Annotated in this window: 12 protein-coding genes; 5 read left to right on the top strand and 7 right to left on the bottom strand. The window is 62.3% G+C overall.

The window, feature by feature from the left end; translation table 11 throughout:
• Positions 1-8: 8 nt before the first annotated feature.
• Positions 9-1,289 carry an aminotransferase class V-fold PLP-dependent enzyme gene (locus EXW71_RS22345; RefSeq protein ID WP_134659600.1) on the bottom strand — a complete coding sequence of 427 codons (1,281 nt, stop codon included), beginning with the start codon at positions 1,287-1,289 and terminating at the stop codon, positions 9-11.
• A 19-nt stretch (positions 1,290-1,308) separates the two neighbouring features.
• Entirely contained in the window at positions 1,309-2,658 is a 1,350-nt protein-coding gene (pvdM, locus tag EXW71_RS22340) for a pyoverdine-tailoring dipeptidase-like protein PvdM (protein ID WP_134659602.1), read from the bottom strand.
• Positions 2,659-2,800: 142 nt separating this feature from the next.
• Here pvdM and EXW71_RS22335 point away from each other — a divergent pair, with 142 nt between their 5' ends.
• Positions 2,801-4,429 (top strand): PvdJ/PvdD/PvdP-like protein, encoded by a 1,629-nt coding sequence (locus EXW71_RS22335; protein WP_134659604.1) that lies wholly within the window; start codon positions 2,801-2,803, stop codon positions 4,427-4,429.
• 17 nt (positions 4,430-4,446) lie between these two features.
• On the opposite strand, the gene EXW71_RS22330 is transcribed toward EXW71_RS22335, so the two are convergent.
• Positions 4,447-4,989: a thioesterase family protein gene (locus EXW71_RS22330; protein WP_123718076.1), complete on the bottom strand. Its 543-nt coding sequence runs from the start codon at positions 4,987-4,989 to the stop codon at positions 4,447-4,449.
• A 107-nt stretch (positions 4,990-5,096) separates the two neighbouring features.
• Between EXW71_RS22330 and EXW71_RS22325 the strand changes: the two genes are divergently transcribed.
• Positions 5,097-6,056, top strand: a complete 960-nt coding sequence (locus EXW71_RS22325) for a GlxA family transcriptional regulator (protein ID WP_134659606.1) — start codon at positions 5,097-5,099, stop codon at positions 6,054-6,056.
• A gap of 1 nt (position 6,057) precedes the next feature.
• On the opposite strand, the gene EXW71_RS22320 is transcribed toward EXW71_RS22325, so the two are convergent.
• Positions 6,058-6,921 (bottom strand): LysR family transcriptional regulator, encoded by an 864-nt coding sequence (locus EXW71_RS22320; protein ID WP_134659608.1) that lies wholly within the window; start codon positions 6,919-6,921, stop codon positions 6,058-6,060.
• A 101-nt stretch (positions 6,922-7,022) separates the two neighbouring features.
• On the opposite strand from EXW71_RS22320, the gene EXW71_RS22315 reads away from it, so the two are divergent.
• Positions 7,023-8,021 (top strand): quinone oxidoreductase, encoded by a 999-nt coding sequence (locus EXW71_RS22315; protein WP_134659610.1) that lies wholly within the window; start codon positions 7,023-7,025, stop codon positions 8,019-8,021.
• A gap of 62 nt (positions 8,022-8,083) precedes the next feature.
• On the opposite strand, the gene EXW71_RS22310 is transcribed toward EXW71_RS22315, so the two are convergent.
• The 3 genes from EXW71_RS22310 to EXW71_RS22300 form a co-directional block, all read right to left on the bottom strand.
• Positions 8,084-8,470, bottom strand: a complete 387-nt coding sequence (locus EXW71_RS22310; RefSeq protein ID WP_134659612.1) for a hypothetical protein — start codon at positions 8,468-8,470, stop codon at positions 8,084-8,086.
• 144 nt (positions 8,471-8,614) lie between these two features.
• On the bottom strand, positions 8,615-9,337 hold the full coding sequence (locus EXW71_RS22305) for a pirin family protein (protein WP_123718079.1): 723 nt from the start codon (positions 9,335-9,337) through the stop codon (positions 8,615-8,617).
• A gap of 82 nt (positions 9,338-9,419) precedes the next feature.
• The gene (locus tag EXW71_RS22300; RefSeq protein ID WP_134659614.1) at positions 9,420-9,851 is read right to left on the bottom strand and encodes a helix-turn-helix domain-containing protein; all 432 of its coding nucleotides are present in this window, start codon (positions 9,849-9,851) and stop codon (positions 9,420-9,422) included.
• A gap of 169 nt (positions 9,852-10,020) precedes the next feature.
• On the opposite strand from EXW71_RS22300, the gene EXW71_RS22295 reads away from it, so the two are divergent.
• Positions 10,021-10,611 (top strand): antibiotic biosynthesis monooxygenase, encoded by a 591-nt coding sequence (locus EXW71_RS22295; protein WP_123718081.1) that lies wholly within the window; start codon positions 10,021-10,023, stop codon positions 10,609-10,611.
• Entirely contained in the window at positions 10,608-12,446 is a 1,839-nt protein-coding gene (locus tag EXW71_RS22290) for an amidohydrolase (protein WP_134659616.1), read from the top strand. Before EXW71_RS22295 ends, EXW71_RS22290 begins: the two co-directional genes overlap by 4 nt.
• Positions 12,447-12,466: the final 20 nt, after the last annotated feature.

The raw sequence follows: 12,466 nt of genomic DNA, 5'->3' as shown, positions 1-12,466 counted from the left end.
AATAGGGGTCACAACCGCTGGCTCAGCACGGTCATGAAACGTTGGATCTCATCCACGCTGTTCAGCAGGCCGGGGGAGGTGCGGATCACCGGGCCGACGTCGCGGTCTACCGCGTCGATCACGACGCGGTTCTTCATCATGTGCGCGGCTACCGCGTTGCTGTCCTGACCCTTGACCCGGAAGAACGTAAAACCCGCCGACAGCTCGGGGCTGCGTGGCGTGACCAACTCGATCTGCGGGTGCGCCAGCAACTGGTTTTTCAGTTCGGTATTGAGGGCGTGGATGCGTGCCTGCACCGCTGCCTTGCCCAGTTGCAGGTGCAGCTTGAACGCTTCGTCGGCCGCCCAGCGATGCTCGAAGGCGTGATAGCCGCCGGGCGTCATGGTGGTGGCGAAGTTAGTGTCTTCGGAGAAGGTCGGCACCATCGGCGTGACGTATTTGTTCTCGGCATCGCGGGCGCAGACAAGGCCGGTGCCCCGCGGGCCAAACATCCATTTGTGGGTGCCGGCGATGAAGAAGTCGCAGTGCATGTCAGGGAAGTCGAGGTCTTCTACGCCAAAGCCATGCACGCCATCCACCACATACAGAATTCGGTCGTTTTCGTCGCGGTTGCGGTTGAGTTCTTCCACCAGCGTGCCGATCTGCCCGATGGGCAGCTTCACGCCGCTGCCCGATTGCACCCAGGTCATGCCGAGTACACGGGTAGAGGGGCGGATGGCGCGCTTGATAGTGGTGAGCACCTCGTCGACGGACACACGGTTGGCGTCATCGAATAGCCGAATCCGGCGTACCTGCGTGCCCTGGCGGGCGACGCGAAAATCCAGCACGTTCTGTGTGGCGTAATGCTCATGTTCGGTCGTGAGGATTTCCTGGTCGGGGCGCAGCTTGATCCCGCCGTAGATCATCGCCAGCCCTTCGGAAGTGCTGCCGGTGAGCGCGATCTGCGACGGCTGGGCCTTCAAATAGCGGCCGGCCCATTCGCGCACCTGGCCTTCACGTCTCCAGGTTTCCTCAAGCCCCCAGTCCATTGCCAGGCCCGGGTTACGGTCGATTTGCTGGCGATAGCGGTCAATCGCTTCGCGCACGGGCCTGGGGTGCGAAGTCACCAGGAAGTTGGAAAAATGCAGGTAATCCGGGTCCTGGGTGAACAGTTGTTTGAGTCCCGTCCATGGGTCGTTCGCAGGGGGTGTCGGGTTGGCTGCCAAGGCGTGCGGCAGAATGGCGGCGCCCAACGGCAGGCCGGCGGCGAGTACCCCGGCCTGTTTGAGAAAAGTACGGCGGTCGGTCATGGACTTACTTCATGGCTGATTAGCGGTTGGCCAAGGGCTTGGCGGCTTTTTGTACCTGGTCCCACACCCGCAGGAAGTTGCCTCCCCACAGCTTGGCGATATCGGCTTCGGAGTAGCCGCGCTGGATCAGTTCGGCGGTGACATTGCGCACTTCGCCGACGTTCTCCCAGCCCTGAATGCCGCCGCCGTCGTTGAAGTCCGAAGCGATGCCGACGTGATCGATACCGATCTTGCGCACGGTGTAGTCGATGGCATCGCCCAGGTCCTTGAGGGTGGCCTTGGGCTCTTCGTCGAGGATGGCGTACAGCGCGCTGGCGTATTGGCCGAAGCGCTGCTCCGGCCAGGCGGCAATGATCGCGTCGCCGGGCATCAAGGCCATGGCCAGGTTGGGCAGGGGGGGCAGGTCGAAGCGTGCGCGCAGGGCGTTGAGCTTGTCCTGGGTCGGCTGGCTCAGCGGGCGCAGATAGGCGGAAAACCCTACGATCTGCACCACGCCGCCGCTGTTCTTGATCAGTTGCAGCTCTTTGTCGCTGAGGTTGCGCGGGATATCCACGAACGCGCGCGGTGCCGAGTGGGAGGCCACCATCGGCGTACGGCTCAACTGCGCTACTTGCTCCAGGGCCTTGGTCGACATCTGCGACACATCAATGATCACGCCGAGGTCATTCAGGCGATGCACGGCTTGCTGGCCGATTGCCGACAGCCCATCGAGTGCGTCCACCGAGTCATTGAAGAACGGCAATGGGCGCGATGAGTCGGACCAGTCGTTGTTGCCCACGTAGCTGAAGCCAAACATGCGCATGCCGCGTGCGACCCACAGGTCCAGCTGGTTCAGATCGTTACCCAGCGGATAGGCGTTGAGCATGCTGATGAAAATCGCGAACTTGCCTTCGCCATGCAGGCGACGGAAATCGTCCGGGGTATAGGCGATGCCGACCTGGTTGGGGAAATCGCGCACCATGCCGGAGATGATCTTGTAACGCACCTCCTGCTCGTGGCGGGCTTCCTCGACAAAGCCTTCAGTCGGTTTATGCGGCGCGTTCGGGCCGTTCCAGATCTCCGGCCAGCCGAAGACCGTCAGTGCCGCCCCGGACAAACGCCCGCGTGCCGCCTTGGCCAGGTCGAACTGGCCTGCGCCGTCCTTGTCGGCCTCGTTGCCGGCGGTGCCGAAATCCAGGGGCAGGGTGATGTGGCTGTCGAATGACAACAGGCGGTCCTGCATCTCATTGGCCTGCTTGATCACCTCCAGCGGGTAACCGGCATTGCCCTTGAACCAGTGATCCCAGGCCAGGAAACCGGCCCCGGCGCCGATGGCCAGTGCCAACGGCAGGCCGATGTACAGCGCCTTTTTCGAACGTGGTTTTGTCATTGCCATCTCAGTCAGTTGAGGCCTTTGCTATCAGGGAGGAACGAGCGATGACGAGAGAAATTTAGGTGGCGGCGACACGGCGGTAAATTTACCCGGGCTGCAAACGTTCTAGCTCTGATTAAGCCGTTTCCTAAGGTAGACAATGACGATCTCTCGACGTGGGTTCATCGCAGGCCTGGCGCTGACCGGCGCGGCCGTGCCGGCGGCCTTTTATGCCCATCGTGAGTTGACGCGGGAAGAAGAATTCCCCATCACCCCCGGCGAAGCCACGGTCGACCTGGCCGACACCCAGGGCCAGCACCTGGCGAACACGTTGCGCGGCGTATGGAACCTGCACCTGGAAGGGCAGGACGCCGGCCTCAAGGGCCTGCCTGTGCAAGGTTTGGCATTGCTGCTGGACATCGCTCCCCGTGGCCGTGGCCTGCGCGGTTACCTCGATACCCTTGATAACCTGCGCGCCGAGGGCGAGCCGCGCTACCGCGTGCTGGGTGATTTAGTGACGGGCGAGGGCGCCTTGCTCTACTGGCGCCTGATCGACCGTGACTCACCCTCGGGCGTGCCCGCCTATGAATTCAAGATGACCCTCGATGAAGTCTGGGCCGACTTCGGCAACGCCGGCAGCGGCACCTTGTCCGGGCAGATCCTCGACCTCAATCGCCCGTTGGCGTTGACCGAACGCGACAACCGTTTTGTCGCCCACAAACAGCTGTTCCCCGAAGCCCGCCAGCGCATCGGCCTCAACCCCACTCTGCTGGCCTGGCTGATCTCGCCCGAGCACCGCCTGTTTCACCAGCTGTGGCACGCCACCCGTGACCAGTGGCACAAACTTTCCGAAGAGAAGCGTGACGCCCTGCGTGGCATCGGCTGGCAGCCCGGCCCGCGTGGTCAGGAGCGTGATGCGCGAGGCAAGCGCAAGGACCGCAACGGCTCGGGCATCGACTTCTTCTTCATGCACCGCCATATGCTCGGCACTGCACGCTCCATGCAGGACCTGCCATCCTGGCCGCAATTCCCCGAACCGCAACCGGCGCTGGAGCGTGATCGCCTAGGCTTTGTGCGTTACTTCGACAACCACGACGGCTTCGCGCTGCCACCGGCCTGGTCGGCCCCGGACGATGCCGACTACACCCAGTGGGTCGGCGATATCAAGGCGGCCGAGACTTACCACAGCAACTTCCAGGTGTGGGAATCCCAATACCGCGACCCACGCTACCTGGCTAAGTTGACCCTGGGCCAGTTGGGCTCGGAAATGGAACTGGGCCTGCATGACTGGCTGCACATGCGCTGGGCCTCGGTGCCGCGTGACCCGTCCAACGGCGCCCCGGTGCCATTCGCCCGCGATCCCTCGGACTTTGCCGCCCGCTGGTATGCGCCCGAAAACGACTTCCTCGGCGACCCGTTCTCCTCCCACGTCAACCCGGTGTTCTGGCATTTTCACGGCTGGATCGACGACCGCATCGAAGACTGGTTCCGCGCCCACGAGCGCTTCCACCCAGGCGAGGTCAGCCGCCTGGAAGTCAACGGTGTGGCCTGGTTTGCAGCGGGTCGTTGGGTCGAAGTCGACGACCCATGGCTGGGCCCCGATACCCATGGGTGCAGCACCACGCCGGGCCTGCAGATGGGCCGCTCAATGGAGATGGACCCGGAAACCATGAAACTGGCCCTGCGCATCACCTTCGGCGCCGATGAAGAGCTGCTCAAGGGCTTGTTCAAGCGCGTGCCGCAGCGGCCATGGTATGCGCGGCATTTGAAGGTCAAAAAGGGGGCGTGACTCGGTGGGCCGATAACTCAAACCTGCTCTTCCCCCCGCAACTGCACACTCATGGCGTCACAACTGGCTGCCCAGTCGCTCAGCCACTGCGGCATCGGTGGTGAGGTCTCGTCCAGGCCCAGTTCGCGCAGGAAATCCGCCGGGGGCAGGGTGCCCTTGGCGCTGCGGAACAGCCCGCGCATCACCACCACGCCGATTACCCGGCCCTTGCTGACGAAGCGGTGCTCCATCAGGCTCCACTTGTGGTCCCAGCCGAGCATGCGGGTGTGCACCTCGAACACTTCGAACAGCTTCAACTCGCGGCGGAACTTGCCCCAGGTATCGCCTACGATCGGCAAGGCTTTTTTGCGCAGGGCCACGCGAAAGGCGCCGGTGCGCAGTACAAAATCCATGCGCGCCACGTCGGCCAGGGAAAAATACCGGCCATTGGTGACATGGCGGTTGATGTCCAGGTCCAGCGGCCACACCCGCATGCGCACCACCGTGGTGTCCAGGCCGTGGGCGGGGTTGCGCCATGGGCGGCGGCACAACATGCGGAACAAGCGAAACCAGAGATTCATAAAAACGCCAGACAGTTGATCGGAGCGCGCACTGTAAAGGCGTCGAATCGGCTAAGGTAGGTGCGCAAATGACTTTTTACATGCGAAAAGCGCAAGAAGACTCCTAAATGCACATCACCTTGCTCCTGGCCGAGCAGTGCTCCGCCGCCAGCGCCACCCTGGTCCTGGAAATGCTCAATGCCGCCAACCTGTTTGCCGAGGCGCCACCCTTTGAGATCGTGGTCGCGTCGCTCGACGGCCAGCCTGTGGATGCCTGGGGCGGGCAGCGTTTGCAGGTGGACCGTTCGCTGGCGCAAGTGGCCCAAACCGACCTGGTATTGATCCCGGGGTTTCTCTTTACCTTGAAAGACGCTTTGCCGGCGTTTCCCAGCTACAGCCCCTGGCTACGTGAACAGCATGCCCGTGGTGCGGTGCTCGCTTCGATGTGCACGGCCGCCTTTCTGCTGGCCGAAACCGGCCTGTTGCACGACGTGCGCGCCACCACCCACTGGGCGTTCGCCGAGCTGTTCCGGCGCCGCTACGCCACGGTGCGCCTGGATGATGCGCAGATCCTGTGCGAAGAAAACCGCATCATCACCTGTGGCGGCGCCAGTGCGGCCATGGACCTGGTGCTGCACCTGATCCGCCGTTTCGGTTCGCCGGAGCTGGCCCATACGTGCAGCCGATACCTGCTGATCGACACGGTGCGCACCGAACAATCGGTGTATGCCATGTGGTCGCTGCCCAAGAACCATGGCGACGGTGAGATTCTGCGGGTACAGCACTGGTTGGAACAGCACTTTGCCCAACCGCTGGTGATCGACGAGGTGGCGCGACGCTTTGGTTTTGGCGTGCGTAATTTCAAGCGGCGCTTCAAGGAGGCTACCGCTCATACACCGATTGCCTATGTGCAGGCCCTGCGCCTGGAGCGGGCCAAGCAGATGCTCGAATCGACGCGCATGACCCTGGAAAGCATCACCTACGCGGTGGGGTATGAAGACAGCAATTCATTTCGCCGCCTGTTCCAGCAACGGGTCGGAATGTTGCCGGCGGCGTATCGCAAGAAATTCCTCGGCGTTACGAGCTGATTCAACGGCGCAATTGCGGCTCGTCTTCGATGCACGCTACCAGAAACTCCATCACCACTTTCACCGACGGTGAGCGGCGCATATCCGGGTACACCGTGAGCCAGATATCGCGCACCGGGCCTTCGCTGGCAGTGGGCAGCCTGACCAGTAACGGGTCGTGGTCGCCCACCAGGGTCGGCAATACCACGGCGCCGACCTGGGCGCGGGCTGCCATTTGCTGGGTAATCAGCTCACTGGCGGCAAACACCACTGGGCGCTGGCCGCGCATTTGATGCATCCACGCCTGTTGGGGCAGGTGGTCGCGGCTACTGTCATAGGCGACGAAACCCCACTGCGAGGCCGGCAATTGTTGGAGTTCGGGCGAGCCATACAGCCCGAAGCGCACCACGCCGACCTTGCGCCGCACCAGCGCGTTCTCGTCGGGACGCACGGTGCGCAGGGCGATATCGGCCTCGCCCTTGTGCAGTGCCGCCACCTGGGTAGACGGCATCAGCACCAGATTCAACTGGGGGTACTGGGCACGCAAACGGGCTATGTGGGGGGCGATGCAGTGGTTGGCGATGGACGGCGGGCAACTGACCCGTACCGTGCCGGCCATTTCGATGGAGGCGACCCGCGACAGGCGCATGACGTCAGTGGCCATTTCGCCCATGCCGGCCGCCAGGTTCGCCAAGGCCAAGCCCTGCGCAGTCAGCGGCCGGCTGCGCGGCAAGCGGTCTACCAGCTTGACGCCCAGGGCTTTTTCAAGCGCATCGACGCGACGCCCGACGGTGGCATGTTCCACCTGCAACTCCCGCGCGGCGGCCGACAGCGACTGGGTGCGTGCCAATACGGTGAAGTAATACAGATCCTGCCAGTCAAACATCGGGTTATTTCCGCGCGGAGGTTGTGAATGGATGGGGAATTTTCAGGCTGATAGCGTCCTTTTACCATGGGCACTTCCTACTGCAAATGGAGTTGTTCCCCATGAAAGCCATCACCCTGCACACCTACGGCGGCCCTGAAGTGGCCCAACTGCGCGATGACGTACCCAAACCTCAGGTCAAGGCGGGGCATGTGTTGGTGCAGGTCGCCTGCGCGGGCATCAACTTCATGGATATCCATACCCGACAGGGCAAATACGCCCGGTCAGTGACCTACCCGGTGCGCCTGCCATGCACACTGGGCATGGAAGGGGCGGGTGTGGTGGTGGAAGTGGGGGCCGACGTCAGCCATTTGCACGTGGGCGACCGCGTGGCGTGGTGTATTGCCTGGGGGGCCTATGCCGAGTACGCCTGTGTGCCTGCCGAAAAAGTCGCGCAGATTCCCACCGCGATCCCTTTCGATCAGGCGGCTGCAGCGATGTTTCAGGGCTGCACCGCCCATTACCTGATTGAGGATGTGGCGCGGCTGAAAGCCGGTGATACCTGCCTGATCCACGCGGCATCAGGCAGCATCGGTCAGTTGCTGGTGCAGATGGCGCGTCGACTCGGCGCGACCGTGTTCACGACCGGTAGCACCGCTGAAAAATCTGCGATTGCCCTGGAGCGGGGGGCCCACCACGCCTTTACCTATGACGGGTTTGCCGAACGTGTCCTGGAGGCCACCGATGGGCGAGGGGTGGACGTGGTGTTTGATTCGCTGGGTAAAACCACCTTGCGCGACAGTTTCAGGGCATGCCGAACGCGCGGGTTGATCGTCAACTACGGCAATGTCTCGGGCTCGCTGACGGATCTTGATCCGATTGAGCTAGGGGAAGCCGGTTCATTGTTTTTGACACGACCGCGGCTGGCCGACCATATGGCCGATGGTCCCACCGTGCAACGACGGGCGAACGCGGTGTTTGCGGCGATGCTGGAGGGCTCGCTGACGGTAGGGATCGAAGGGCATTACACGTTGGAAACGGTCAAGCACGTGCATGAACGCATCGAAGCACGGCAGCAGATCGGAAAGGCAGTGCTGTGGCTGGAGCGCAACCTGCATTAATCGGGGGCGAAAAAAAAACCGGCTGATCAGGCCGGTTTGGGGTTCCCGCCAACAGTGCGGGGCTATGCATTGTTGCTATGCAGACGGTCGGCACCACCTTCTGCCAGGCCACGTTCCTGCAGACGATCCGCGCCACCTTCAGCCAGGCCACGTTCCTGCAGACGATCCGCACCGCCTTCAGCCAGGCCACGTTGTTGCAGACGATCCGCACCACCTTCGGCCAGGCCACGTTGTTGCAGACGATCTGCACCACCTTCGGCCAGGCCACGTTGTTGCAGGCGATCCGCGCCGCCTTCGGCTACACGGCGTTCCAGCAGGCGATCAGAACCGCTTTCAGCTACGCGGCTGTCCATCAGGCGATCTGCACCGCCTTCAGCGACAACAGGGTGAGCGAAAGCATTGGCAGCGAGTACCGAGAAAGCGAGGCTAAGCAAGGTTTGGCGTTTCATGAGTGTGTGCTCCGATAGTGTGTTTGGGTGTTGCCTGGTATGGGTTTGATGTTACGCGTTGGGTTTTTTAAGAGAACTTCATTGAGCTGATGGTGACTATCGATGCCAACGATGGCCCGTTCCAACGGGCCATCGCAGGGCCGGTCATGGCATCTGCGGCAGTTCCTGAGGGCGCAGGTCAAACACCAGCACCTCGGCTTCATTGCCCTGGCTCAGGCGAATCTGGCGCTCATCGCGAATGCGTGCGCCGTCACCTTCCTGCAAGCGCTGCCCGTTGATCTCGACGCTGCCACGTGCCACATGGATGTACACATAGCGGTCCGGTGCCAGATCCAGAGTCGCGCTTTCATCGCCGTTGAACAGGCCGGCATAGACCCGTGCATCCTGGCGCACGTTGAGCGAGCCATTGGCGCCATCCGGCGAGATGATCAACTGCAGGCGCCCACGTTTCTGCGCCTCGCTGAAGTGCTCTTGCTGATAGCGCGGCTTGGCACCGACCACATCCGGCACGATCCAGATTTGCAGGAAGTGCACACCACGGGTCTGGCTATGGTTGAACTCGCTGTGGGCCACGCCGCTGCCGGCGCTCATCAGTTGCACGTCGCCAGGGCGGATCACCGAACCGGTGCCCAGGGTGTCCTTGTGTTCCAGGGCGCCTTCGAGCACGTAGGAGAAAATCTCCATGTCGCGGTGCGGGTGCTGGCCGAAGCCTTTACCGGCGGCGACGCGGTCATCGTTGATCACCAGCAGGTCGGAAAAACCTTGCTCCTGGGGGTTCCAGTAATTGGCGAATGAGAAGGTGTGGAACGACTTCAACCAACCGTGATTGGCGGCGCCGCGTTCCGAGGCTTTGCGAAGGGTCAGCATGGGGGGTTCTCCTCAAAAGAAGCTGGCTGCACGATGCAGGGCTTCGGTGTGAGAAGAAGGTTACTGGTTAGCTTCAGGTTGATTAAGAAGCTGAATTTTGAATGACTGTCCCATTAGAGTTGACGATTGCCCGTTGAACAGCTCGCAGATGATCGCGGTAGCGCAGTTGCAACCTGCGCCAGGTCATTGGGTTTATTCCTTCGCTGCGGCTGAACAGGTGGCAGAAGTGCGCCTGGTCGCAGAACCCGCATTCCTGGCTGATCTGCGTCAGGCTCAGGGCCGTAATGCTGATCAACACCTTGGCCTGCTTGATGCGTTGCTGGCGAATCCATTCCTGGGGCGCTACACCTATAGTGCGCTTGAAGGCCCGGGAGAAATGGCTGCGCGACAGGTCACAGGCGCGAGCCAGTTCCGTCACCTCCAGAGGCCCGGAAAGGTTGGCGAGGATCAATTGCCTGACCCTTTTTTCCCGCTGTGGGCACAGCGTTCCGGGGGCAGCAGCGGGTTGAGCCATGATCGATATCCGTGGTCGATGAGCGCAGGTTGTCACCTACCTTACCGGTGAATGCCCGCCCCGTGTAGAGCGCTGCACGCATCTCTGGCGCAGAGCACATACATCCAATTTTTGCGGGTCGGCGCATTGCACACTGTTGCCATGTTCAAGCACCCGGAGGAAAAGCACGATGGACTCAACAGCGCAAGGCGGGCCGGATGAGGTCGTGACCCTGGTGGTCAAACACCGCGTGAAAAAGGGCCTTGAAGCCGATTACGAAGCCTGGCTGCGACGCATCGTGCGCATTGCCGGTGGGCGGCCGGGCCACCTCGGCGTGGATGTGGTGCGCAGCAAGCAGGACGGATTGGCGCTGTTCACCTGCGTGCTGCGCTATCGCTCGGCCGATGACCTCAAGCATTGGCTGGACTCCCCCGAACGTCAGGACCTCATCAACCAGGCTGCACCGATGCTCGCCGATGGCGACCGGACCGAAGTCGGCGCGGTCAACGAGTTCTGGTTTTCGCCCCTGGCCGATACCGCGGCCAAGCCACCGCGCTGGAAACAGGCGGTCGTCACGTTGTGCGTGATCCTGCCGCTGACCCTGCTGGTGCCGATCATCTGGGGGCCGGTGCTGCGCCTGCATCCGTTGCTCTCCAACTACGTCGTCGCCACGTTTCTAATCACCTTGACCATCGTTTTGCTGGTGGTCTACCTGCTGATGCCGGCGGCCACCCGCCTGTTCGCTCCCTGGCTTGAAGCCTCTGTAAAGGAAACCCTATGAACGCCGATCTGATTTTGTTCAATGGCCAGTTCCACACCGTGGATCGTGAAAACCCGCGGGCTACCGCCGTTGCCATCAGCCAGGGGCGCTTCGTCGCCGTGGGCTCCGATGGAGAAGCCATGGCCCTGCGCGGCAGCGGCACCCAGGTCATCGACCTCAAGGGCCGCACGGTGATCCCGGGTCTCAACGACTCGCACCTGCACCTGATCCGTGGCGGGCTCAATTACAACCTCGAGCTGCGCTGGGAAGGCGTGCCGTCCCTGGCCGATGCCTTGCGCATGCTCAAGGACCAGGCCGACCGCACCCCCACGCCGCAATGGGTACGTGTGGTCGGTGGCTGGAACGAATTCCAGTTCGCCGAAAAACGCATGCCCACCCTGGACGAACTCAACCAGGCCGCGCCGGATACGCCGGTGTTCGTGCTGCACCTGTACGACCGCGCCTTGCTCAACCGCGCTGCATTGCGCGTGGCCGGCTACACCAAAGACACGCCCAACCCACCGGGTGGCGAGATTGTGCGCGACAGCAACGGCAACCCCACCGGGATGCTGGTGGCCCGGCCCAACGCGATGATTCTGTATTCGACCCTGGCCAAGGGCCCGAAACTGCCGTTGGAGTACCAGGTCAACTCCACTCGCCAGTTCATGCGTGAACTCAATCGCCTGGGCCTCACCAGTGCCATTGACGCGGGTGGCGGTTTCCAGAACTACCCCGATGACTACGCAGTGATCGAGCAGTTGGCCAAGGACGAACAGTTGACGGTGCGCATTGCCTACAACCTGTTCACCCAGAAGCCCAAGGAAGAACTCAGCGACTTCAAGAACTGGACCGGCAGCGTCAAGCTGCATCAGGGCGACGATTACCTGCGCCACAACGGCGCCGGCGAGATGCTGGTGTTCTCGGCCGCCGATTTCGAAGACTTCCTCGAGCCGCGCCCGGACCTGCCGCAGACCATGGAGCAGGAACTGGAACCGGTGGTGCGCCACTTGGTTGAACAGCGCTGGCCGTTCCGCCTGCACGCGACCTATAACGAGTCCATCTCGCGCATGCTCGACGTATTCGAGAAGGTCAACCGCGACATTCCGTTCAATGGCCTGCCGTGGTTCTTCGACCATGCCGAAACCATTACGCCGCAGAACATCGAGCGTGTGCGTGCTTTGGGTGGCGGTATTGCGATCCAGGACCGCATGGCGTTCCAGGGCGAATATTTTGTCGAGCGCTACGGCGCCAAGGCTGCCGAAGCCACGCCGCCGATCCAGCGCATGCTCGCCGAAGGCGTACCGGTAGGCGCGGGCACCGATGCCACGCGGGTGTCGAGCTATAACCCGTGGACCTCGCTGTATTGGATGGTCAGCGGCCGCACCGTCGGTGGTCTGGCGCTGCACGCCGAGGGCTTGCCGCGTCTTACCGCGTTGGAACTGTTCACCCATGGCAGTGCCTGGTTCTCGTCCGAGCAAGGCAAGAAGGGGCAGATCAAGGTTGGCCAATTGGCGGACGTGGCTGCGTTGTCTGCGGATTTTTTCAGTGTCGATGAAGAAGCCATCAAGTGGATTGAATCGGTGCTCACCGTAGTCGGCGGCAAGGTGGTGTACGGCGCCGGCGATTTTGAAGATTACGCACCGCCGCGCGTGCCGGTGCTGCCGGACTGGTCACCGGTGGTCAAGGTACCGGGCCACTGGCGCCCGAGCTCACCGTTGCAGGCCCAGGTACACCAATGCAGCGGCCCCTGCGGCGTGCATTCCCACAGCCACGAAAAGGCACGGCTTTCCAGCGTACCGGTCAGCGACTTCCAGGGTTTCTGGGGTGCGTTCGGCTGCTCGTGCTTTGCATTCTGATTACCCAAACCCCCCGTAAG

This window comes from Pseudomonas sp. BCA17 (assembly GCF_004519405.1).
GTDB lineage: Bacteria > Pseudomonadota > Gammaproteobacteria > Pseudomonadales > Pseudomonadaceae > Aquipseudomonas.
Note: the sequence above shows the minus strand (reverse complement) of the source record. Positions and strands in the feature narration are given on the sequence as shown.